This window comes from Streptomyces sp. NPDC002564 (assembly GCF_042889645.1).
Classification (GTDB): domain Bacteria; phylum Actinomycetota; class Actinomycetes; order Streptomycetales; family Streptomycetaceae; genus Streptomyces.
This window is the reverse complement of the sequence record NZ_JBIARE010000011.1, coordinates 45,005-68,387: the sequence shown is the minus strand read 5'-3', so window position 1 is coordinate 68,387 and position 23,383 is coordinate 45,005. Positions and strand designations below refer to the sequence as shown.

General features: G+C 72.9%; 22 protein-coding genes. 18 read left to right on the top strand and 4 right to left on the bottom strand.

All coding sequences use genetic code 11. The annotated features are described in order from the left end of the window. Window positions 1-15: 15 nt before the first annotated feature. From ACFYXE_RS31085 to ACFYXE_RS31005, 17 genes are all read left to right on the top strand, one after another. The gene (locus ACFYXE_RS31085; RefSeq protein ID WP_389318293.1) at window positions 16-693 is read left to right on the top strand and encodes a LuxR C-terminal-related transcriptional regulator; all 678 of its coding nucleotides are present in this window, start codon (window positions 16-18) and stop codon (window positions 691-693) included. A gap of 459 nt (window positions 694-1,152) precedes the next feature. Continuing rightward, complete coding sequence (locus tag ACFYXE_RS31080) at window positions 1,153-2,682, top strand: condensation domain-containing protein (protein ID WP_389318291.1); 1,530 nt, start codon at window positions 1,153-1,155, stop codon at window positions 2,680-2,682. A 670-nt stretch (window positions 2,683-3,352) separates the two neighbouring features. Beyond that, window positions 3,353-4,801, top strand: a complete 1,449-nt coding sequence (locus tag ACFYXE_RS31075; protein ID WP_389318289.1) for an aldehyde dehydrogenase family protein — start codon at window positions 3,353-3,355, stop codon at window positions 4,799-4,801. Next, on the top strand, window positions 4,798-5,343 hold the full coding sequence (locus ACFYXE_RS31070; RefSeq protein ID WP_389318287.1) for a nucleoside 2-deoxyribosyltransferase: 546 nt from the start codon (window positions 4,798-4,800) through the stop codon (window positions 5,341-5,343). Before ACFYXE_RS31075 ends, ACFYXE_RS31070 begins: the two co-directional genes overlap by 4 nt. Continuing rightward, entirely contained in the window at window positions 5,340-6,353 is a 1,014-nt protein-coding gene (locus ACFYXE_RS31065; protein WP_389318285.1) for a dihydroorotate dehydrogenase, read from the top strand. The genes ACFYXE_RS31070 and ACFYXE_RS31065 overlap by 4 nt, the downstream gene beginning before the upstream one ends. A 10-nt stretch (window positions 6,354-6,363) precedes the next feature. Next, window positions 6,364-7,167, top strand: a complete 804-nt coding sequence (locus ACFYXE_RS31060) for a creatininase family protein (RefSeq protein ID WP_389318283.1) — start codon at window positions 6,364-6,366, stop codon at window positions 7,165-7,167. An 86-nt stretch (window positions 7,168-7,253) separates the two neighbouring features. After that, window positions 7,254-8,558, top strand: coding sequence for a nucleotide sugar dehydrogenase (locus ACFYXE_RS31055; protein WP_389318281.1), 1,305 nt, complete (start codon window positions 7,254-7,256; stop codon window positions 8,556-8,558). Continuing rightward, window positions 8,551-9,534: an NAD-dependent epimerase/dehydratase family protein gene (locus ACFYXE_RS31050; RefSeq protein ID WP_389318279.1), complete on the top strand. Its 984-nt coding sequence runs from the start codon at window positions 8,551-8,553 to the stop codon at window positions 9,532-9,534. Before ACFYXE_RS31055 ends, ACFYXE_RS31050 begins: the two co-directional genes overlap by 8 nt. After that, window positions 9,531-10,613 (top strand): glycosyltransferase family 4 protein, encoded by a 1,083-nt coding sequence (locus ACFYXE_RS31045; protein WP_389318277.1) that lies wholly within the window; start codon window positions 9,531-9,533, stop codon window positions 10,611-10,613. The genes ACFYXE_RS31050 and ACFYXE_RS31045 overlap by 4 nt, the downstream gene beginning before the upstream one ends. Beyond that, complete coding sequence (locus ACFYXE_RS31040) at window positions 10,610-11,371, top strand: NDP-sugar synthase (RefSeq protein ID WP_389318275.1); 762 nt, start codon at window positions 10,610-10,612, stop codon at window positions 11,369-11,371. Before ACFYXE_RS31045 ends, ACFYXE_RS31040 begins: the two co-directional genes overlap by 4 nt. After that, a complete protein-coding gene (locus ACFYXE_RS31035; protein WP_389318273.1) occupies window positions 11,368-12,516 on the top strand; it encodes a DegT/DnrJ/EryC1/StrS family aminotransferase in 1,149 nt (382 codons plus the stop codon). The genes ACFYXE_RS31040 and ACFYXE_RS31035 overlap by 4 nt, the downstream gene beginning before the upstream one ends. Then, the gene (locus ACFYXE_RS31030) at window positions 12,501-14,393 is read left to right on the top strand and encodes a beta-galactosidase trimerization domain-containing protein (protein WP_389318271.1); all 1,893 of its coding nucleotides are present in this window, start codon (window positions 12,501-12,503) and stop codon (window positions 14,391-14,393) included. Before ACFYXE_RS31035 ends, ACFYXE_RS31030 begins: the two co-directional genes overlap by 16 nt. Then, entirely contained in the window at window positions 14,390-15,292 is a 903-nt protein-coding gene (locus tag ACFYXE_RS31025) for an amidohydrolase family protein (protein ID WP_389318269.1), read from the top strand. Before ACFYXE_RS31030 ends, ACFYXE_RS31025 begins: the two co-directional genes overlap by 4 nt. Before the next feature lie 11 nt (window positions 15,293-15,303). Continuing rightward, the gene (locus ACFYXE_RS31020; RefSeq protein WP_389318267.1) at window positions 15,304-16,110 is read left to right on the top strand and encodes a class I SAM-dependent methyltransferase; all 807 of its coding nucleotides are present in this window, start codon (window positions 15,304-15,306) and stop codon (window positions 16,108-16,110) included. Further along, window positions 16,107-17,510, top strand: coding sequence for a condensation domain-containing protein (locus ACFYXE_RS31015; protein WP_389318265.1), 1,404 nt, complete (start codon window positions 16,107-16,109; stop codon window positions 17,508-17,510). Before ACFYXE_RS31020 ends, ACFYXE_RS31015 begins: the two co-directional genes overlap by 4 nt. Beyond that, complete coding sequence (locus tag ACFYXE_RS31010) at window positions 17,507-18,553, top strand: alcohol dehydrogenase family protein (RefSeq protein WP_389318263.1); 1,047 nt, start codon at window positions 17,507-17,509, stop codon at window positions 18,551-18,553. Before ACFYXE_RS31015 ends, ACFYXE_RS31010 begins: the two co-directional genes overlap by 4 nt. Window positions 18,554-18,713: 160 nt before the next feature. Further along, the gene (locus ACFYXE_RS31005) at window positions 18,714-19,133 is read left to right on the top strand and encodes an acyl carrier protein (protein ID WP_389318260.1); all 420 of its coding nucleotides are present in this window, start codon (window positions 18,714-18,716) and stop codon (window positions 19,131-19,133) included. Between the two features lie 104 nt (window positions 19,134-19,237). Here the strand turns inward: ACFYXE_RS31005 and ACFYXE_RS31000 are convergent, their stop codons facing one another. The 4 genes from ACFYXE_RS31000 to ACFYXE_RS30985 form a co-directional block, all read right to left on the bottom strand. Beyond that, entirely contained in the window at window positions 19,238-20,584 is a 1,347-nt protein-coding gene (locus tag ACFYXE_RS31000; protein ID WP_389318258.1) for a hypothetical protein, read from the bottom strand. A 73-nt stretch (window positions 20,585-20,657) separates the two neighbouring features. Beyond that, on the bottom strand, window positions 20,658-21,029 hold the full coding sequence (locus ACFYXE_RS30995; protein WP_361177781.1) for an ectoine synthase: 372 nt from the start codon (window positions 21,027-21,029) through the stop codon (window positions 20,658-20,660). Window positions 21,030-21,312: 283 nt separating this feature from the next. Further along, window positions 21,313-21,561 carry a DUF6479 family protein gene (locus ACFYXE_RS30990; RefSeq protein WP_361177768.1) on the bottom strand — a complete coding sequence of 83 codons (249 nt, stop codon included), beginning with the start codon at window positions 21,559-21,561 and terminating at the stop codon, window positions 21,313-21,315. 109 nt (window positions 21,562-21,670) lie between these two features. Beyond that, window positions 21,671-21,889, bottom strand: a complete 219-nt coding sequence (locus ACFYXE_RS30985) for a DUF6207 family protein (protein ID WP_389318256.1) — start codon at window positions 21,887-21,889, stop codon at window positions 21,671-21,673. Between the two features lie 237 nt (window positions 21,890-22,126). Here ACFYXE_RS30985 and ACFYXE_RS30980 point away from each other — a divergent pair, with 237 nt between their 5' ends. Beyond that, complete coding sequence (locus tag ACFYXE_RS30980) at window positions 22,127-23,305, top strand: cytochrome P450 (protein WP_389318254.1); 1,179 nt, start codon at window positions 22,127-22,129, stop codon at window positions 23,303-23,305. Window positions 23,306-23,383 lie beyond the last annotated feature (78 nt).

The following is a 23,383-nucleotide window of genomic DNA, read 5'->3' as shown; positions in this document are numbered from 1 at the left end:
GAAAGAGGAGTGAAAGTGACCCAGACGCTGTGCCACCCCCCGTTCCAAGGAGAGCAGCTCGTGGTGACCACCCTGGTGCGCAACGGATTCCTGCAGTTGGGGCTGCGCGCCGTACTGTCGACCACTCCTTTGGTGAAGGAGGTCAGACACTGCGACGACTGGAGCGAAGTCGCGGACGCCCTGGGCGCCGAGATGGTCGACGTCCTGTTCCTGCACGAGAAGGACTACCACCCCGTTCAGGGCGTGCTCGCCGAGGCCGGCGGCCGCCGTCCCAAGGTGCTTCTCGTACTCAGCGGCACCGACGTCTCCGAGGAAATCCTCGCGGGTCCCTCGGTACCCGATGGATTTCTGGTGGAGAGCGAGTTGACGGCCACCGCGGTCGAGGACGCGCTCCAGCGCATCGTGGCCGGCGAAGTGCCCATGCCCACGTCGGTGGCCCGTGCGCTGCTGCACCGCGTACGGGAGCCGGAACCGCAGCGCTGGCACCGGGCGGTCTCCCTGACCGGCCGCGAGAACGACGTCCTGCCGATGCTCGCGGAAGGACTGAGCAACAAGCAGATAGCCCGGCGCCTCGGCATCTCCAGCCACGGCGTCAAGCGCATCGTCGCCAGCCTGCTGCTCAAACTCGGGGCACCCAACCGGACGGCGGCGGTGGTCACCGCCATCCAGAACGGCCTGATCGCACCCGATTGACCGGGCGTCGCCGTCCGCGGGCCGTGCCCGCATTGCCCGTCCGGTGCCCGGGCCGCCGCTGCCACGGCGCCCGTCGCGCCGGGCGGGCGTGCGGTCCCGGTGCGGGAACCGGCACGTCACGGGCCGCGCCCGTGCCGGATCTCCGTGCGGCACGCCGGGGGAGGCGCCGGGGAACGTGCATGTCCCGATGGTCGTCGTGCCCGACCTGTGGGGGGAAGCGCCCAGTGGGCGCCCGTTCGGCGTGCCCGAACGGGCAGCCCCCAAAGCGCGGGTGACGAGCGCGCGAAGCCGGCGTTACGGTGAGTCCGCTCCGGGCGTCGGACCGGCCCCGGAACCGGCCCCGAACCCGATGGCGGGCCGGGCGCCGCGAGGGCTGCCCGCCGCCGCGCACCCCGTCGGCCCGGCCCCCGCCGCACCGCCCGCGCAGGCGATGCCCGCCGGCCCCGCCTCCACCTCCCCGTGCCTCACCGGGTCCCACCGTGCTGGAAAGGACGAGCCGTGGCGGAATGTGTCCGGCACCGTATTCCCGTCGCAGGGCGCAGGACGGCCGCCGCGCCGGCCACCTGCGCGCAGCGGCACATCTGGAATCTGATGCGGCGTCAATCGCCCGACGCCACCTTCTACGACGTGTGCTACCGGGTGGATCTGCCCGGCCGGGGCACCGCACGCAACCTCTTGGACGTCTTCGCGGAATTGCTCCGACGCCACGAGTCCCTACGTACCGGATTCCGCCTGAGCGCCGACGGAACCCTGCGGCAACAGGTGGTGGATGCCGCGGAGTTCGAGGCCGAGGTGTGGTCCCTCGCGGGGGAGGAGGACCCCGAAGCGGTGCTGCACGCCTGGCAGGAACGCATGCGGCACACCCCCTTCGAGCCCGCGCGGCCGCCGCTGATCCGTTTCGTGGCGGTCGTCGTCGACGGCGCGCCGGTGCGTGCCGCGTTCTGCGTGTCCCACCTCGCCGTGGACCTCACCTCCGTGCGGCTGTTGGCCGCCGAGATCGGCCGGCTGCTCGAAGCCCTCGCGGCAGGACACCCACTCCCGCCTGCGGCACCGGCTCGGCAGCCCGTGGACCAGGCCGAGTGGGAGAGCACGCCGCGCGGCCGTGCCCTGCAGACGCGGGCGCACGCCTACTGGCGCCGTCAACTGGCGGGCGCCCCCGCCACCTTGTTCCCCACCGGCTTGTTCTCTGCCAGCGACGAGGGCCGCCCGCCCACACCCCTGCCCCCGGCCCGCGACGTGCCGGACGACCGGCCCGCACCGCCCCACTACAGCGCGGCCATGGACTCCCGGGCAGCGGCCCTCGCGCTGTCGACGCTGGCCCGGAGCTGGCGGGTGAGCACCTCCGCCGTCCTCGTCACCGTCGTCGCCCGGCTCCTCGGCCGCCGGGCCGGGCTGCCCTCGTGCGCCCTGCGCCTGCTCAGCGCCAACCGGTCGGACCCGGAGGTGCACGCCACGGTCGCCAACCTGCACTCCGAGGTGGTCGCCACGATCGATCTGACGGGCGACCGCATCGAGGACGTCGCCCGCCGCGCCTTCGCCGCCTGCACGGCCGCCTACGCCAACGGCCTGTACGACCCCGACGAGGTGGCGGACCTCATCGCGTCCGCACACGGGCCCGGTGTGCCCGTCGACACCTCGTACTGCTTCAACGACGTGCGGGAGGGCCGGGCGCTGCCCGGTGCGGTCGACGGCCGGGGCGCGGTGTCCGGCGCCGAGCTGAGGGCCGCGATGGCGGAAACCGTCGTCGCGGCCGCCGAGTTCGAGGAGGCCGAGACCTTCTTCCTCGTGGCCGACGACGAAGAGCCCGGACGTCTCCGTCTGGTGCTCGACGCCGACCGCCGGGCGCTCACCCCGTCCGAGGTGCACGACTTCCTGTACGCGGTGGAGCGCTCGCTCGTCGAGTACGCGGAGGGAACCGAGCCCCGGGACGCTGCTGGGCAGGGCGAGGGCCCGGCCGCGGCGGGCCGGGTCGCGCCGCCCTCGCGCTGAGGGACGGCCGTGCGGAACGACGTTCCCTGAGGGGGCGTCCTCGGTGGGGGCAACTGGGCCTGTCCGTAGCAGCGTCGGCAGCATGGCGACGGGGGGCGCGCGGTCAGGGGGGCGGGCAGCCGGTGGTCCCTCACGCCCTCACCCGAGGCTTGTCCTCACGCACTCGCCCGAGGCGCACGTGGTACCGGGCCGGAAGTCGGCACTTCGCGTAGCGGCCCTCGGCCCGCGGAAGTCCGTACGTCCGATGCTCCCCCGCGATCCGATGCTCCCCCGGGAGGCGGCCTGCCCGACAGCAGCATGCGACCGGGCGTTTGGTGTAGCCGATCGACCATAGCCCAAGGTGGGGGTGTTCGATCACCGGGGTGTCGGTAAAGACTGTTCCACGGGCCGCTCGGATCACGGCGGACACACGGATGCGGCCCCCTCCCCACCTGCCGGAGATCCGTCCTCGGCGCCGCCCCGCGGTCCACACCGTCGGCGGACACCGGAGTCGGAGAGCGCCCCCCCCCCGCACCACCCCCCTATCTGTCCGCCGCTGTCAGCAATCGGTACTTGTCCCTGCCCGCACCCCCTCGTGACGGGAACCCATGTCCGTATTTGTTGATCAACTCTCCTCGCGCCGCACCGGGCGCGCCGGTGACCGGGCGCCACGGTCCATGAGGTGCGACCGGTGAACGCCCAGGCCGTCGGGCCCGCGGTGGCCGTCGTACCCCCGAGCCGCCCCGGTGCGGACCGGTACGGCCCCGCGCCGGTCGAGAACCCCGCGCTCGGCGAGGTGTTCGCCCACACCCCGGGATGTACGCCCGAACAGCTCGACGCGGTACTCGACGACGCGGCCCGCGCCTTCCCCGCCTGGGCCGCGACACCCCTGGAGTCCCGCCGCGAGTACCTCCTCGCGTGCCACCGGGCCCTCCTCGACGCACTGGAGCCCATGGCCGAACTCCTCACCAGGGAGCAGGGGAAACCCTTGCGGCACGCCCGGGCCGAGATCCGGCTGGCCGCCGACTGGTTCGCCCACACCGCGCGGCTGGAACTCGCACCGGAACGGCTGGTGGACGAGCCCGCCGCACGGGTCGACCTGGAACGTGTGCCGTACGGCGTGGTCGCCGCGGTCGCCCCCTCCAACTACCCCGTCCTGCTGGCCGTCTGCAAGATCGCTCCCGCGCTCCTGGCCGGCAACACCGTGGTCCTCAAGCCCTCCCCGGACACGCCGTTGTCCGGCCTGACGATGGGCCGGATCCTCGCGCAGGTCCTGCCCGAGGGCACGTTCACGGTCGTGGCGGGCGGCGCCGAACTGGGCGCCCGGCTGACCGTCCACCCCACGGTCCGGCTGGTCTCGTTCACCGGCTCCGTCGACGCCGGCCGTGCCATCGCCCGGCAGGCCGCCTCGGACCTCAAGAGAATCGTGCTGGAACTCGGCGGCAACGACCCGGCCGTCGTCCTGCCCGGCACGGACATCGCGGACGTGGCACCGCGGCTCTTCGCGGCAGCCATGACCAACAGCGGCCAGTTCTGCGCCGCGGTCAAGCGGGTCTACGTGCCCCGGGGCCGGTACCGCCGACTCGCCGATGCCATGGCGGAGCTCGCGCGTACGGCCGTCGTGGGCGACGGACTCGACGCGGCGACCGAGTACGGACCGCTGGTCAACCAGGCCCAACTCGACCGGGTCGCGGGGATGGTGGACGAGGCGGTGGCCACCGGTGCCCGCGTGCTGGCCGGCGGACGGATCCTCGACCGGCCCGGCCACTTCTATCCCCCCACCGTCGTCACCGACCTCGCGCCCGGCAGCCGCCTCGAAGAGGAGGAACAGTTCGGCCCCGTCGTACCCGTCATCCCCTACGACGACCTGGACCGGGTCCTCGACCGGGCGAACGCCTCGCCCTACGGCCTGGGCTGTTCGCTGTGGGGCGACGAGGAACGGGCACGGGCCCTGGCCGGACGGGCGTCCTGCGGCACCGTGTGGATCAACACCCACGGCGCCCTGCGGCACGACGTGCCGTTCGGCGGACACCGGCACTCGGGGATCGGCGTCGAGTACGGCGACCGGGGTCTGGCCGAGTACACGCAGCTCAAGGTGCACCACACCGCGCTTCGCCAAGCAGATCGGGAGATGCCATGAGTGACAGGACCGTGGTCGGCCTCGACGGGACCGAAGGGATCGACCTGACCGGGGTCGACGTCTTCGTCGGCGGACCCATCCAGCACGCGATCCGTGACGACGGCTTCCACCGGCCGCTGCGGCACGCGATCCGCGACATCATCGACGCCGTGACGGCCGCGCGCGGCACGGTCTTCTCCGCCCACGTCGCCGAGAAGTTCGGCGTGGACACACCGCTGTTCTCGCCCGACCAGGTCAGCGTCCGGGACATCGGCTGGATGCGCCGCTGCGACGTGTTCGTACCGGTGCTGCCCGTGGACGCGAACGGCGAGCTGATGCGCACCGACGGCACCCACGTCGAGCTGGGCTGGGCCTCCGCGCTCGGCAAGCCCATCCTGGTCGTCACACCACTGCCGATGGCGGCCAACGCGAGCCATCTGCTGCGCGGGCTGCCGTCCGTCGCCGACGTCACCGTCTTCGACCTGGCAGAGGCGTGCGCCCAGCCCGTCCAACTGCTGCGGCTCCTGGAGAAGCTGGGCCAGCAGGCCGTGATGGCGAAGTGACCGCCGCCCGGCAGGCGGGAGGCGCCGCCGGACCCGCCCTCTTCGGGCCCGCACGGCCCGGGACGCGTGCGGGGGCGGCCCCGCGGCCGAGCTCCGGCACGCCCCTCGGCGCCGAGCCCGCCCGGGCCGGCATCCTCGGCCTGCGCCTCGGGTCCCCCGTCGTCGTGGGTTCCGGCCTGCTCACCGACCAGGAGCGCAACATCCGGCGGCTCCTTGACGACGGGGCGGGCGCGGTCGTCACCAAGACCATCCACCCCGACCCCGGCCCCTCGGGCAACGAACGCCTGCTCCGCCTGCCCACCGGGATGCTCAACAGCACCACGTACTCCCGGCGTTCCGTGGACGCCTGGTGCGCGATGCTCGGCCGGTTCGCCGACGACGGCCTGCCGGTGATCGCCTCCGTGCACGCCGGTTCCCCGGACGAGCTCGCCGACCTGGCGGAGCGCGTGACCGCGGCGGGCAGCGGCGCGCTGGAGCTCGGCATCTCGTGCCTCAACGAGGACGAGGGCGGCCTGGAGGACACCCCCGAGCGTGTCGCCGCGTACACCGAGGCGGTGGGGCGCCGCGTCTCCGTACCGTTCAGCGTCAAGCTGGCGATCGGGGAACGGGTACGGGAGCGCGTCGACGCCGCCGTGTCCTGCGGCGCCCGGGCCATCACCCTGAGCGACACCGTCTCCGGCCTCGCCGTCGACGCCGACACCGGCGAAGTGCGCCTGGGCGGAGCGTTCGGCTACTCGGGCCCCGGCATCAAACCGCTCGTGCTCGCCGAGATCTACGGCCTGCGCCGGGCCGGTCTGACGGTCCCGCTCATGGCCAGCGGCGGCGTCGAGGGTGCCACGGACGTCGCCGAGTACCTGAGCGTCGGCGCGGATGCCGTCCAGGTCTACACCGCCCTGCACCGCGACATGCACACCACGCTCCGCGGCATCCGGCAGGGCTTCGACGACTGGCTGGCGTCCCACGGCGGCTCGCTGACGGACCTGGTGGGCCGCAGCATCAAGAGGGCATGAGGTGACGGCGATGCGGCGACGCACCACGAACGTGCCCCGCTACGGGGACCTCACCAGCGCCCAAGTGCCCGCAAGCACGCGGGGCGCCACCCTGGTGTGGCCGGTCGGCGGACTGGAACAGCACGGACCGCACCTGCCCCTCTCGGTCGACCTGGACATCCCGGACGCCCTGGCGCGGCAAGTGGTCGCGGAGGCCGGCGGACTGCTGCTGCCCGGCCAGCCCGTCTCGGCCAGATCGCTGCCGCAGAGCGGGGGCGGACCGCACTTCCCGGGCACCGTGCACATCGGCGGCACCACCTTCATCGACTACCTCACCGACTGCCTGACGTCCCTCGCCCGCCTGGACCTCGGCCGGCTCGTCGTGGTCAACGGACACTACGAGAACGAGGGCCTGCTGTTCGAGGCGCTCGACGGCTGCGCCCAGAACGCCCTCTTCACCGGCACCGAGATCGTCGCGTTCAGCTGGTGGAGCCTGGTCACCGACGGCTGGCTCACCGACCACCTGCCCGGCTTCCCGGGCTGGCACGCGGAACACGCGGGCCTGACCGAGACCAGCCTGATGATGTACCTGCGCCCCGAAACCGTCGGCGCCGAACGCCCCCACCACGCCTCGCCACCGCCCGCGGGCGTCTACCGCCATCCCGTCGACGTGGACGAGATCTCCGACAGGGGAGTGCTGTCCTCGGCCGCCGGAGCCTCCGCGGACCTGGGGGAGCGCCTCTTCTGGCACCTGGTCGACGGTGTCGTCGCACTCCTGGACACCCCACCCCGGGGCACACCCGTGGCCCCGAAGGCCGAAGTCCCCTCCCCGTGAGCAGCACCGCACCGAGAAGACCCGCCGGCGTCGGCCGACGCACCGGCGGCTCCACCGTTCCACGCCACCGCCAGGGAGTCATGCCAATGCCATCGACCAGGCCGTACGACGAATACGACGTGTGCGTCATCGGGCAGGGATACGTCGGCGTCACCCTCACCGCCGCGCTCCTCACCACCGGCAGAAGCGTCCTCGGGTACGAGACGAACCCTCAAGTGGCGGACGAACTCTCCCGCGGCGTCCTGGAGTTGGCCGAGCCGGGCGTGGGGGAGGAGATCGAGCGGGCCGCCGCCGACGGCACCTTCGCCGTCACCACCGACATCGCGGGCCACCGGCTGCCGCCCGTCGTGATCATTTGTGTCGGCACGCCCATCGGGGGCGACGGAACCACACCCGACCTCACGCACCTGCGGGCCGCCACCGAGGCGATCGCCGGCGGCATCGACGACGCCACCCTGGTCATCGTGCGCAGCACGGTCCCGGTCGGCACCTCGCGGGACCTCGTCCTGCCCCTCCTGCGCCGCGTGGTGCCCGAGCCGCTGCTCGCCTACTGCCCGGAGCGCACCATCCAGGGCCAGGCACTGGCCGAACTGCTGTCCCTGCCGCAGGTCGTCGGCGGCCTGTCCGACGAGGCGGGCAAGCGGGCCGCGGAGTTCTTCGGCACCCTCTCCGACCACGCGGTGCCCGTCTCCTCGCTGGAGAGCGCGGAGCTGGTCAAGCTGGTGTGCAACTGCCACACCGACCTGATCTACGGCTTCGGCAACGAGGTCGCCCTCATCACCGAGAAGCTGGGCCTGGACGCGCGCGAGATCATCGACTCCGCCAACCTCGGCTATCCCCGGCCCACCCTGCACAAGCCGGGCTTCGTCGGCGGCAGTTGCCTGACCAAGGACCCGTACCTGCTCGCGCACTCGGTCGCCGCGTACGACCACACGCCACGCGTGATCACCGCGGCACGGACCCTCAACGAGTCCATGCCGCGCCGGGTCGGCGAACGCGTCCTGGCCGCGCTGCGGGACCAGGGCAAGGACCCGGCCGACAGCAGGATCCTGATCTCCGGGTTCGCCTACAAGGGTCGCCCCGAGACCGACGACCTGCGCGGAGCGCCCTACGAGCTGCTGCTGCCCTTCCTGCGGGAGCGTGTCCGCGAGGTCGTCGGCCACGACTTCGTGGTGCCGGCGGCCCGCATCGAAGGCCTGGGCGTCCGGGCCGTTGACCTCACCGAGGGCTTCACCGGCACGCACGCGGCCATCCTCCTCAACGACCATCCGCGGTACGCCGACGCCGATGCCCCCGGCCTGGTGGCGCGCATGGCCGACCCGGCGCTGGTCTACGACACCTGGCGGGTCCTCCCGCCCTCGACGAAGGCGATGAGGCTCGGCCGTGCGTAAGAAGATCCTGATCACCGGAGGGGCGGGCTTCATCGGCCTGCACCTGGCCCGCCGGGCGGCGCGGACCTGCGACGTCACCCTGCTCGACGACTTCAGCAGGGGCCGGTCCGACACGGAACTCGCCGCGCTGCTCCCGCACGTCGCACTCGTCGAGCACGACCTGACCACCCCCGTGCCCGACGGGCTGCTCGCCGACGACTTCACCGAGGTCTACCACCTGGCCGCCGTCGTCGGCGTGGGCGTCGCCAACGACAACCCCCGGCGGGTGCTGCGCACCAACCTGCTCAGCACCGTCCACCTCCTCGACTGGTTCGCCGGGCTGACCGGCGCCACCCTCTGCTTCGCCTCGTCCAGCGAGGCCTACGCGGGCAGCGTCGAGGCGGGCGTCGCGGCCGTGCCCACCGCCGAGGACGTGCCGCTGATGCTGCCCGACCCCACGGTGCCCCGCTCCTCGTACGGATTCAGCAAGATCACCGGCGAACTGCTCTGCCGCACCTACGCCCGCACCCACGGCTTCCCGCTGCGCATGGTGCGCTTCCACAACGTCTACGGCCCCCGCATGGGCTACGACCATGTGATCCCGCAGTTCATCGAGCGGCTGGTGGGCGGCGCCGACCCGTTCGAGATCCACGGCGCCGACCAGACCCGCGCGTTCTGCCACGTCGACGACGCCGTCGCGGCCATCACCGCGCTCACCGCGCTGCCGACCAAGGAACCGCTGCTGGTCAACGTCGGCAACGACCAGGAGGAGACCCTCATCCGGGACCTGGCCCACGGCGTCTTCGACGCCCTGGGGCGCCACCCGGCCCTCGACGTCCACCCCGCGCCCCCGCTGTCCCCGGCCCGGCGCGTGCCCGACATCTCCCTGCTGCGCGCGCTGACCGGCCACCGCCCCGCGGTGCCCCTGCGCGAGGGACTGCGCAGCACCTGCGCGTGGTACACGCGTGACATCGCGGCCCGCGGAAACGGCGGGTGAGCGACGTGCGCGTACGGTACGTCCACCGCGGCTACTTCCCGGCCCGCGCCGGGGCGGAACTGATGACCCAGTACCTCGCCGCGTCGATGAGCCGGCTCGGCTGGGAGGCCGGCGTCTACTCGAACCCGGTCGACGACGACACCGCGGCGTTCATGCGCGGCGCCGGCGTGAGCATCCAGCCGCTGCCCGCCACGCCCGACGACACCGACCGGGCGGACGTCGTGCACGCCTTCGACGCCTTCCACCCGCAGGACATCGCCGCCGGGCTCGACCTCGCCCGGGCCTGGGACGTGCCCTTCGCCGTCACACCGGCGTCCGCCCCCGACGTCTGGCCGGACCGCGGAACCGTCCTCGACGGATGCCGCGCGGCGGACGCCGTCTTCGCCCTGACCGTGGCCGAACGCGACATGCTCCGCGACGCGGGCGTCCCCGCGGCCCGCCTGCACATCGTCGGCCAGGGCCCGCACCTGCCCGGCACCCCCGACCCCGCGGCCTTCCGCCGCGCACACGGCATCCAGGGGCCGCTGGTGCTCTTCCTGGGGCGCAAGACGCGGTCCAAGGGCTACGTCACCCTCCTGGAGGCGACCGAGCGGGTCTGGCGCACGCGCCCGGACACCTCCTTCGTGTTCCTCGGGCCGCGCTGGGACGACGACTGCGCCCAGCAGTTCGCCCGGCACGCCGACCCGCGTGTCATCGAGCTCGGCATGGTCGACGAGGACGTCAAGCACAGCGCCCTCGCCGCCTGCGACCTGCTGTGCGTGCCCTCCACCGTGGACCTCTTCCCGCTCGTCTACGTGGAGGCGTGGGCCTGCGGGAAGCCCGTCGTCGCGTCCGAGTTCCTCGGCAGCGAGGAGGTCGTCTCGCACGGCCGGGACGGCCTCCTCGTCCGCCCCACCGTCCCGGCCGTCGCCGAGGCACTGGACCGCTTGCTCGGCGACCCGGCCGCGCGCGACGCCATGGGACGGCACGGCCAGGAACGAGTGCGCCGTGAACTCGGCTGGGACGCGGTCGCCGACCAGGTCCACACCGTCTACCGCACGCTGATCGCCGCCCGGAAGCAAACGGAGAAGGCCCGATGAGAGCAGTGGTACTGGCCGGGGGTGAGGGCCGCCGGCTGTGGCCCACCACCCGGCACATCCCCAAGCCCCTGGTGTCCGTCGACGGCATACCGATCCTGCACATCATCCTGACGCAGCTCAAGGACGCGGGCTTCACCCACGTCTCGCTCTCCCTCGGCTACCGCGCCCACATGATCAAGTCGAGCCTGGCGGACGCCCGGTGGGCCGACCTCGCCCTGGACTTCGTCCAGGAGGAGGAGCCGCTGGGCACCGCGGGTCCGCTCGCGCTGCTGCCGCCCTTCGAGGACTCCACCCTCGTGATGAACGCGGACCTGCTCACCGACATCGACTTCGGGGAGCTGGTCAGACGGCACAAGAAGGCGGGGGCCGCGGCCACCGTCGCCCTGAGCCGCCAGGCCATCGACATCGCGCACGGAGTCGTCGAACTCGACGAGGAGCGGCGGGTGACCGACTTCCGCGAGAAGCCCCGCCTGAGCTTCCTGGTCAGCGGCGGCATCTACGTACTGGAGCCCACGCTGCTGCGCTGGCTGCCACCCGGCGGCCGGCACGACATGCCCGCCCTGCTCGACCGCGCCCGCTCCGAGGGCGAGCGCGTCGAGGGCCATGTCATCGAGGGGGACTGGCACGACATCGGCACTCCCGAGCAACTGCGCCGTGCCACCGAGGCGTTCCGCGCCGACCGGACCCGCTACCTCGGCCGCGCCGCCACCGCACCCTGCGCGAAGACCGGGGCGCCCCACGAGGTGGTGAACGGATGACGGCCTTCGACATCGCTCTCTACCGCCCGCACATCGGGGAGGCCGAGATCCAGGCGGTCACCGACGTCCTGCGGTCCGGCTGGCTGTCGTCCGGCCCCGTCACGGAGGACTTCGAGGGCAAATACGCCGCCGCGCTCGGCGTCCCCGCGGCGGTCGCCGTCAGCAGCGGCACCGCCGCCCTGCACCTCGCCGTCCTGGCCCTCGGCATCGGCCCGGGCGACGAGGTCGTCCTGCCCTCCCTGAACTTCGTCTCGGCGGCCGCGACCGTCGCACTGTGCGGCGCCACCCCGGTGTTCGCCGACGTCACCGGCCCGCACGACCTGTGCCTCGACCCCGACGACGCCGCGCGCAGGATCACCCCGCGCACCCGGGCGATCGTCGCCATGCACTACGGCGGATACGCCGCCGACCTCACGTCCCTCGCCCGGCTGGCCCGTACCCACGGCATCGCGCTGATCGAGGACTGCGCCCACGCCCCCGTCACCGACTCCGTCCACGGCGTGCTCGGCACGGTCGGCGACATCGGCTGCTACAGCTTCTTCGCCACCAAGAACCTGGCCATGGGCGAAGGCGGCATGGTGGTCGCCCACGACCCCGCCCTGGGCGACCGCATCCGGCGGCTGCGCTCCCACGCCCTGACCGTCAGCGCGCAGCAGCGCCACCGCGGCGGGAGCTCCCTGTACGACGTCGACACCCTGGGGCTCAACTACCGCCCCACGGAGATCGGATGCGCCATCGGGCGCGTCCAGCTCGACGCCCTGCCCGCCGCCCAGGCGCGGCGACGCGAAGCGGTCCGCCTGTACCGCGACCACCTGGCCTCGCTGCCCGGACTCACCGTGCCCTTCGCCGACCGGCCGGTGGAACAGAGCGCCCACCACCTCTTCGCGGTCCTGCTGCCCCGGGGCGCCGACCGGGACGCGCTGCAGGACGCGCTGCGCGCCGAACGGGTCCAGAGCGGCGTGCACTACCCGCCCACGCACCTCTTCACCGCCTACCAGGAGCGCGACCCGGGCGGACAGGCCGCTCTGCCGGTCACCGAGGACGTGATGGCCCGTCAACTCTCGCTGCCCCTGCACCCGGGCATCGGCGCCGCCGAGGTCCGCCGGGTCGTCGAGGCGGTGAGTGCCGCATGGCGGACCCCGTGAGCGCCGGGCGCTGCACCCTCGTCGACGGCGTGCCGCACCGTGACGGGCGGGCCTTCGTCAGCGTCGGCGTCAACTACCACCCTTCGCCCACCGGGTGCGACTACTGGCGGGAGTGGGACGGCGCCCGGATCGACGACGACTTCCGCGGCATGGCCGCAGCCGGCCTGAACACCGTACGGTTCTTCGTCTTCTGGAGCGACTTCGAACCCAAGGAGGGCGTCCACGACCCCGAGCCGACCGGCCGGCTCGTCGAGCTGGTGCGGACCGCCGCCCGGCACGGCCTGACCTGCCTCCCCTCGCTCCTGACGATCTGGATGAACGGCCAGCGGTTCGACCCGCCGTGGCGCGAGGGCCGGGACCTGTGGCGCGACGTGGACCTGCGGGAGCGGCAGCGGGCCTTCGTCCACCACATCGCCACCGAGCTGAGGAACGAGCCGAACATCCTCGCCTACGACCTCGGCGACGAGATCATCCACGTGGACTCCGCCGCGTCCGCCGCCCTCGGCGCGGACGAGGTCCGCGACTGGTGGGGGATGCTCGCCGGAGCGATCCGCGACGCGGATCCGCACGCCCTGGTCCTGCAGGCCAACGAGGCGTCCGCGGTGCTCGGCGGCCATGCCTTCCGGCCGGAGCACGCGCAGCCCCTGGACCTGGTGGGACTGCACGGATTCCCGGTATGGACACCGTTCCACATCGAGTCCGTCGCGGCCCGCAAGGCCACCGCCTTCCTGCCGTACCTCGTACGCCGCGGCAGGGCCCACCGGCCCGTGTACGTCGACGAGATGGGCAGCTACGGCTGCGACGAGACGACGGCCGCGCGCTACCTGCGGGCGGCCGCGCACTCCGCCTTCGCGGCCGGCGCGGTCGGCACCGCCGTCTGGTGCTGGCAGGACTTCACCACCGAACGCAAGCCCTACGCGCTGCGGCCCAACGAACGCCGCGTCGGCCTGCTGACGGCCGACGGCCGCGAGAAGCCCGCCCTCGCCGAATACCGGGCGTTCGCCCGCCGCGTGACCGGTGAACTGGCCGGGTTCAGGCCGCTGCCCGCCCCGGTGGGCGTCCTCGCCCCGGCGGCGGACCCGCCTGAGGAGGCCGGATACCTGACCCCGGACGGCAGCGACGCGCCCGCCGCCTTCTACGCCCACCTCCTCCTCCAACAGGCACACCTGCCCTACGAGTTCACGTCCTGCGACGCGGCCGACCTGGCCCGCCACACCCTCGTCATCTGCCCCTCGGCACGCCGGCTCTCCCTGTCCGACCGCCACCGCCTCGCACAGTACGTCGCCTCGGGCGGCACGCTCCTGTACTCCACCGGCAGCCTGCTGGACGGCGCGGGCGACGAGGAGCTGTTCGGCATCCGCGTCCGCGACTTCACCCGGGCCGACGGCGCCCACGCCGACTTCACCTGGGCGGGCGTACGGTTCCCGCTGCGCTGGGACCCCGCCCCGATCCCCGTGATCGACACGGCGGACGCCCAGGCCCTGGCCGCGTTCACCGACGGCTCGCCCGCCCTGACCCGCCACCACCTGGGCGAGGGCAGCGCCTACTACCTCAACGCGCCCCTGGAGGCCCAGCTCAACGCCCCCCACCGGCTCACCGAGGCCGCATGGCACCGGTTGTACGAGGCCATTGCCGCGGAGGCGGGTCTGCACGCGCCGGTGACCGCCGACGACCCGTCGGTGGAGACCACCGTGCTCGCACGTGGCGACGAGCGCTGCACCGTGGTGATCAACCATGCCCCCGAACCCGTGGACACGGTCGTACGCCACCGACCACCGGGCGGCGCGGCGCGGTCCCCGGCCGCCGCCGAGCGCCTTCGTCTGGAGCCCAAGGGAGTGCGGCTCCTCTTCTGGCGCGCAGCGGAGCGGCCCGCATGATCGTCGACGCGCATGTGCACGCGGGGGAGTACTACCGCCACTACTCGGCACGGTTCGCGGAGCAGATGACGGCCACCACCGAGCTGGCGCCCGAGGAGCTGGACGCGCCCGAGGCGAAGCTGCTCGCCGAGATGGACGCGGCGGGCGTCGACCGGGCCTTCCTGCTCGCCTTCGACGTGGCCCGCGTCGAGGGGTTCTCCGTGCCGAACGACTTCGTCGCCGAGCTCTGCGCCCGCCACCCCGACCGCCTGACCGGCTTCGCCTCCGTGGACGCCGGCACCCCGGGCGCGGCCGCCCGGCTGCGCGAGGCCGTCACCGGACTCGGCCTGCGCGGACTGAAGACAGCGCCCTGCTACCTGCGCATGTCACCCGCCGACCGCCGGTGGTACGACGTGTACGAGACCGCGCTGGACCTCGGCATCCCGGTCCTCATGCACACCGGGTACACCCCCTCCCGCCAGGCGGACCCACGGTTCTTCTCCCCGCTGCTGGTGGAGCAGGTCGCCCGGGACTTCCCCGGCCTGACGGTGATCCTCGCGCACCTCGGCACGCCCTGGACCCGCCCCTGCGTCGACCTGCTCACCCGGCACCCCAACCTGCACGCCGACCTGTCCGTCTTCGCCTCCTACCAGCCGCTCGCGACCGTCGCCGAGGCGCTGGCCCACGCCAGGGACAGCGGCGTCCTCGACCGGATCCTGTGGGCCACCGACTTCCCCTTCGCCTCCATGACCCGGGCCACGGCACGCATGCGCCAGCTGACCGAGGACCCGGAGGCCTGGCCCCTCGGCAGCGCCCCGCTGTCGGCGCACGAGCACGACGCCCTCATGGGCGGCACGGCGGCACGACTGCTCCCGCTCGCCGCACCCCGGGCCACGCAGGCTCCCTCCCCCCGACGATGACTCGAGGTGTCATGACCTTCTCCCACGGATACGAGTTCGACGCCATGTCGCGCCGCCCCCTCTACGGCGACGTGACGCAGCACCTCGTCGACCTCTGCAAGGCCCCGGACGGCTGCGTCGTCGCGGACGTCGGCTGCGGCTCGGGACTCGCCACCCAACTGCTCCTGGAACGCACCGGCAACGTCGGCGCCATCATCGGCATCGACCCGTCGGAGCACGAACTGGCCATTGCCCGCAGACGGGTGACCGACCCCAAGGTGCGCTTCGTCCAGGGGCGTGCCCAGGACGTCGAGTCCCTGGCGGGGCCGGTGGACGTCGCCGTCCTCAGCAACGTGATGCACCAGATACCGGAGAGCGAACGCGGCGCCGTGATCGACGGCTGCCACGGACTGCTCGTGCCCGGGGGCCGCTGCGCCCTCAACACCCTCTTCTACGAAGGGGCCGTCCTCCCCGAGACCCGGCCCTTCTACGCGCAGTGGATGCGGGCCACCCGCGACGCCCTGCGCGAGCGGGGCCAGGACCTCGTCCTCGGCGGGCCGAAGCCGGTGGCCCTGCAGACGCTCACACCTGCCCGGCACGAGGAGCTGTTCACGCGGGCGGGGTTCTCGCGGGTCAGGTCCGACGAGGTGGTCTACACGTGGACCCTCCAGGACTGGGAGGCCCTGTGCACGTACTCGGTGTTCGTGGAGGGCTCCACCGGAGTCGGCGACCTGGCCCTGGGCTCCGAGGCGCTGATCCAGGGGCTGCGGACCACCTTCGGGCGGCTGGAGCTGACGGGCGTGCCGAGGCGCTGGCTCTTCGCCTGGGGAGTCAAGTGACCGGACGCGACGGCTTTCCCGGGGAGGGCGGAGCGGACGGCACGAGCGGCGTGCTGGACGTGCCCCTGTCGTACGCGCAGCAGAGCGTGTGGTTCCTGGAGCGGAGGGCGGGCCGGACCCGGTACGCCGACCCCATGACGTTCCGGCTGACCGGTGAGCTGGACCCGACGGCCCTGCGCGCGGGCATCCAGGAGCTGGCCGACCGCCACGAAGCGATGCGCACCAGCTTCCCCGTCGTGGCCGGCCTGCCCGTCCAGCGCGTCTCGCCGCACATCGAGGTGCCCCTGCCGCTGACCGACCTCACCGCGCTGCCGGTGGCGGAACGCGACCGGACCCTCTCGCAGTACCTCGCGGAGGACCTGCGCGCCCCCTTCGACCTGGCCCGGGGACCCCTGGTGCGGGCGGCGCTGATCAGGCTGGCCCCGCACGAGCACGTCGTGCGGATCACCCTGCACCACCTCGTCTCCGACGCCTGGTCGTGGTGGCGGGTGCTCCTGCGCGAACTGGAACAGCTCTACTCCGCGTACGTGCACGGCCGCCCCTCGCCGCTGCCGCCCCCGCCCGCCCAGTACCGGGACTTCGTCCACTGGCAGCACGACTGGCTCGCCGGACCCGTCTACCCCAGACAACTCGACCACTGGAAGCGGGAGTTGGCGGGCGTCGTCCCGCTGCCTCCGCTCGCCCTCGCGGCCCCCTCGCCCCCGCCGGACCCACAGCCGCCACGGACAAGGTGGTCGGCCCTGCCCGGCGACCTGTACGACCGGCTGCGGGCCGCCGCCCGCCGCGAGCGCGTGACCCTGTTCATGCTGCTGCACGCCGCCTTCCTGCGCGTGCTGCGACACCACACCGACACCGACGACATCCTCGTGGCCACCCGCAGTGGATACCGCGCCCGCCCCGAGTTCGAACAGGCCGCCGGCTTCTTCGTGAACCTGCTGCCCGTCCGCACCCGGGTGCCCGCCGAGGGCGACTTCCGCGGGCTGCTGCGACAGGTCCGCCGCGCTCTCATCGGCGGGTACGCCCACCGGGACGCGCCGTTCGAGCGGCTGGCCCCCGACCTCGGGCTGTGGCGGCCCGGCTTCGGGGCGGCGATCAGCGTGTGCGTGTCCTTCCAGACCGCGGCGGAGGTGCCGCCCGCCCTCGAAGGCCTCGACGTCGCGCTCATCGACCACGACCCGTTCTCCCCGTACCCCTTGGACCTCGGCTTCTACGAGGACGCGGGCACCCTGCGCGCCCTGCTCATCCACGATCCCGGCCAGTACGACGACGCGGCCGCCGCCCGTCTGCTCGACGAGCTCCACCACGCGCTCGCCGACGCCTGCCAGGAGCTGGAGCGGGACGCGCGGAGCGACGAAGCGGCCGGCGCGCCCGGCCGGGCCATGCCCCAGGAGGCCACATGAAAGCACTGCAGTGGCACGGCCCGCGCCGGGTGACGCTCGCGGCCGACCTCCCCACGCCCCGGGTCGAGAGCCCCAGGGACGCCGTCGTCCGCGTCGTGCGCAGCGCGATCTGCGGCACCGACCTCCACCCGTACCGCGGTGAGATCGACGGCTTCCCGCCGGGAACCGTGACCGGCCACGAGTTCACCGGCGTGGTCGAAGAGGTCGGCCCCGAGGTACGCGGCCTCACTCCCGGCGACCGGGTCGTCGCCTCGGACATCATCGCGTGCGGGCACTGCGGGGCCTGCGCCCGCGGCTGGCACTACCAGTGCGCACACGTGGGCCTCTTCGGCTACGCGACCGTGGTGGGCGAACGGGCCTATGCAGGAGGGCACGCGGAGTACGTCCGGGTGCCCTTCGCCGACACGGTCCTGTTCCCGATCCCGGACGACGTCGACGACGAGCGGGCGCTGTTCGTCGGCGACGTGCTCGCCACGGGGTACGCCTGTGCCGTGGGCGCGGAGGTCCGCCCCGGCGACACGGTGGCGGTGGTGGGCTGCGGCCCGGTGGGGCTGCTGGCCGTGGAGGCGGCCTGGGCCCTCGGCGCCGCCCGCGTGCTCGCCGTCGACCCGCTGGAGAGCCGCCGGAAACTGGCCGCCGAACGCGGCGCCCACCCGGTCCCCGCATCACCCGACGTGACGGCGCACATCGCCGAGCTCACCGAAGGGCGCGGCGCGGACGCCGTCCTGGAGGCCGTGGGCACCGACGCGGCGCTGCTCAGCGCCCTGCACGTGGTGCGACCGCGCGGAGCGGTGTGCGCGGTGGGCGCGCACGCCGCCGACGCCATGCCGATGCCGACCCGGCTCGCCTTCGCCAAGGAGATCACGCTGCGCTTCGCCGTCGGCGACCCCATCAGCGACTTCGAACCGTTGATGAACCTGGTGCGCGGGGGCCGCGTCGACCCGACGTTCCTCGTCTCGCACCGGCTTCCCCTGTCCGAAGCCGCGGAGGGATTCCGGCTGTTCGACTCCGGGGCGGCCAGCAAGGTGGTCCTGATCCCATGAGCACGCCCACGGCCACGGACACCACGCCCGCCCCTGCGCCCGGGTCCGCCCGCACGACTGCCGCCGCCCGGGCCAGGGCGCCGACCACCCGCTCGTCCGGCCCGCTGCCCTGTCCGCCGACCCTGCCGACCAGCCGCACATCGCGAACCATGGAGGAACCGTGACGGACCACCTGACCGAAGCCACGCCCGACGTCACCGAAGCCACCCCCGACGTCCCCGCCGCGGCGACGGACGCCCCGCTCCCGTACGCACCGGGCGACGCGCAAGCGGCGGCGCTCGTGGTACGCCGGGTCTGGGCAGAAGTCCTGGACGTGGAGGCCGAGTCCATCGACGTGCACCAGGGCGACTTCTTCGAACTGGGCGGATACTCGCTGCTCGCCCTCCAGGCCATCGGCAGGATCCTGACGGAGTACGGGATCGACGACGTCGAATCGGTGGAGTGGGAGGGAGAACTCCTGAACCGCCTCTTCGACAACGCGACGCCCATGGCCCAGGCGGAGTTCCTCGCGGAGAAGGGATGCGGGACTCCGACGCGTACGAGCGCGCGCTCGTCGGCGACCGTGCCGACCGTGCAATAGGAACGGGGCGGCGAAAAGGGCGACTGGCCCGGGCGTCCGCCCGGGCCAGTCGCCCTTCGTACCCGGCCCGAGCCGTCGCGGGGAGCACGCGCTTCGGCCTCGCCTCAGCGGCTGCCCGCCGTCGGCCTGGGGAGCGCGGCGGCATCGTCGGCCGGCGCGGCGTTGACGGCCCGGTGGGCCTCGTCCACGATGCGCTCGGCCTCCGCCGCGCTCCCCGCGCACACGACGATGCCCAGGGTCGGACGGTGCCCGGTGAGCGCGCGGACCGTCGACGGGTAGGCCCGGACGCCCCGCGTCCAGAGGTCCTCGAACACGGGCCGGACGTGCCGCGTGTACGAGGCGCCGCCGGGGAGCCGCACGGGCAGGGCGTCGTGGGTGTAGACGACCGGGTCGTCGTCGGCCCACCGGTCCGCGAGGGAGATCGTGTGCATGGCGCCGGAGCGCCGGGCGTTGATCTCGGTGACGTAGAGCTCGTCGTCCAGGCCGAGAAGGCAGTCGACGGTCAACCAGCCGCGGTAGCCCAGGGATCGGGCGTACGCGTGCACGGCCGTGCCCAGCGCGCCGAGCCGCTTCTCCAGGCCCGCGTCGACGACGCCGGGCCCCATGACGAGGCTGCGGTACCGCAGGCCCTCGACGCCGAGGGTGCTGAACTCCATGCGGGGCTCCTCGCCGTCGCCGACGAGGACGTCCACGGCCGGGCAGTCGCCGCCGTGCTCGACGTACTCCTGCACGGTGAGCGGGAACGTGCCGAAGAACGGCTCGCGCCGCAGGGACTGCCAGAACCGCCGGACGGTTCCGTCGGCCTCCTGCCGTGCGACGGCGGAGCCGTAACCCCCCACGCCGTACATGCTCTTGACCACCGCGCGGCCGCCGCTGCCCACGATCGCCGTGACCGCCCCTTCCAACTGCTCCCAACTGGCGACCGAGATGCCGCGCGGCACGCGGAAGCCCGGGAGGTGCGAGGCGAGGTCGACGCAGCTGAGCTTCGACTCCAGGTACTCGCACGCCCAGTAGTGCTCGGGGTCGGCGACGTCCAACCGCACGTCCCTGCCCCGACTGCGGAGCAGCGCGGCCAAGGCGTACAGCTCGGGCGATGCCCCGAACGACACGAACCGCACCGTGCGGGCCCCGTCGGTCGCGGTGTGCAGGGCGGCGAGGGCACGGTCGTCGTTGAGTAGATCGTGGACCAAGCGGCCGGTGCGTGCGACCGGCGTGACGACCGGAGGCACGGGCACGCCGAGCCCCGCGTGCACGTCGGCCAGCCACTCCGGGGAGTAGCCGGCCGGGAGCACGAGCACGCGGTTCTCGGCGCTCCAGAAGACACACTGGTCCGTCAGGCCCGTGCCGTGCCCGACCAGGTCGTGTTCCACACCCGGGTCGAAATCGAGCAGGGTGCGTTTCAGGTTGAACTCGACGATGTTCGGGATGACCAGGTCGATGGTTTCCGGCATGCTCTTCTGCCTTCCCTGACGCGGTACGCGGGACGGGTGTGCTGCGGACCTGTGCGGTTGTCCGGCGCCGCGTCTAGTAACTGGAGTGCACGCCCGGCGCGAGCAAATGCCTTTCCGGGCCCAGAAGGGCCGGTGAGAACACGCACATCAGCGTCATTCCGTGTTCCGAACGCAGGATGTGCGGTTCACCCATGCCCGGGGCATAGAGCGTCCCCGGTTTGATTTCGAAGACCTCGTCCGCCGTTTCCACGGAACCGGATCCGGAGACGCAATAGCAGACCTCCTGGTGGTTGTCGTACCTCAGGTACGACTCGCTGCCCGGCTGCACATAGGTCTCGGTCAGGCCGAATCCCAGGAGATCGGCCTGGACGACGAGCCGCCGGCTCGTCCCGTTTCCCCAGTTCACGTCACATTCGGTTCCCACGACATCTTCAACCGCGCGCACCAGCAAGGTTCACCTGCCAAGGAGTCAGTTTTCCGCGAGGGTCGGATGACGATTCTATGGAATGCGGCAGGAGCGCTCTACGGGAAGTACGGGTATGGCCAGGTGGCTACGCCTCATGGCGCGGCCGACGAGTTTCCCGAATTGCCGTCGGGAGTATAGGCAATTGCAGAAGCACCCGGGGCGGCCTCCGCCCGTCCGCATGGCCGAGAACGCCGGTGCCGACGTTGTGCATCCAGTCGGCACGGCGACACCGGCGATCATCGGCGTGTCCGGCCCCGCGGTGTCAGCGGTGGGGGTGACCCTGTTCCGGGTCGTCGTCGGGGGTCTGCCATCCCACGCCGCGCTGCGGCGCCTCGTCGGGCAGGCCCGCCTTGGGCACGGGTGTGCTCGTCGCGCTGTGCCGGGCCGAACGGCGTCGGCCCACGACGAACATCGCGAGCAGGCCGGCGACGACCACGACGCCGACGATGACGAGCAGTAGCGAGGTGGTGCCCGAGGCGGCCAGGACGACTGTATTGCTGTGGGTCTGCATGTCGGACCACCTACCCGCTGACCGGCAGGTCATCAGGGCTCGTCGGGAACCATCACCTGAGCGCCGCACACGGGAACCCGTCGGAGGCCCGTGCGCGGCGCTCGACCCCTCACTCCACCCTGAGTGGGCCTCCGGTGGCTCTGGTGTACGCATGGAGGGTGACCGCGACGCCTTCCTCGCCGGGAACGGAGTGGGGATCCGACGGGCCGGTGGCGTTGAAGTGCGCGGCCATCGCGTACGCGAGGGTCATCACCGTGTACGCGTCGGCGGAGTGGATGGTGATGCGGGCCAGGCCCGGCTCGGTCAGGTGCGGATTGCGCTTGATCATGCTGGCCTCGACGCCGACCCCACGCGAACGGTTCGCCGCGGGGCGCCGGTTCACCCGCACCGGCACGTCGGGGCCGCGCACCTTTTGCGCGGGCGTGTTCGGGGTAAGCCCCGTCGGAGCACGCCTGGGCCGCCGCCCGCGCCGACGAGGAGCCGTCCCGATCCGCACCGATCCGCACCGCTACGCTTGCTCGTCGACGCAGGTCGCATCGGCCGGAACCAGTTGGAGCCCGAGCGCATGACCGACCCGACTCAGGACCCCCGTTTCCTCCAGGACCCCTACCCGGCCTACGCGGCCCTGCGGTCCGCCTGCCCGGTGCAGCCCCTGCCGCCCGGCTCCGGCGGCCGGCCCGGCTTCCTCGTCACCGGCCACGCGGAAGCGCGGGAAGCCCTCGGCGACGGCCGGCTCTCGAAGGACACGGCCGTCTTCTTCGCCGACAAGGAGTCACGCCGACGCCTGCATCCGGCGGTCGCCCGGACCATGCTGGCCTGCGACCCGCCGCGGCACACGCGGCTGCGCAAGCTGGTGACGAAGGCGTTCACGACCGGAGCGGTCAAGGAACTGCGTCCGTTCATCGCCCGCGTCACCGACGAGTTGCTGGACCAGTGGCCCACCGGTGAGCGGTTCGACTTCGTGGCGGGACTGGCGGTGCCGCTGCCGGTGATCGTGATCTGCGAGCTGCTCGGAGTGCCGCCCGCCGACCGCGCCGACGTCCGGCGCCGGTCCGCGCAGCTGTTCGCGGCGGGGGAGCCGGACGTCATCGACGCGGCCTCGCACGCGATGGCCGACTACATGACGGAACTGGTCGCCGCCAAGCGCCGTGCCCCCGGTGACTCACTGCTCGACCGCCTCATCGCGGCGCGCGACGGAGCCGACCGACTGAGCGAGGAGGAACTGGTCTCGCTCGCCGTCCTGCTGCTCGTCGCGGGACACGAGACCACCACCAACGCCCTCGGCAACGCCGTCCTCGCGCTGTTCCGTCACCCGGCCGAACTGGCCCGCCTCCGGGACCGTCCGGCCGACGTTCCGGCCGCGCTGGACGAGCTGCTCCGGTTCGACTCCTCCGTCAGCACGGCGACCTTCCGCTTCACCACGGAACCCGTCACGCTCGGCGGCACGGACATCCCGGCCGGCGTCCCCGTGCTGATCGCTCTCGGGGCGGCCAACCGGGACCCGGCACGATTCCCCGCGCCGGACCTTCTCGACCTTGACCGGGCGGCCGCGGCCCACCTCGGTTTCGGCCACGGAATCCACCGGTGCGTGGGCGCTCCGCTCGCCAGGGCCGAGATGGAGATCGCTCTCGGAGCGGTGCTGACCCGATTCCCGGGAATCCGCCTCGCGGTGCCGGCCGAGCAATTGGAGTGGCGGCGCACCCGCCTCGTGCGCGGACTCACCGCGCTACCCGTCCTGGCGTAGGCGTAGGCGTAGGCGCAGGCGCAGGCGCGGGGCAGGCGTAGGGCGCGGGCTACGGCGCTGTCGCCTCCCAGGGCAGTG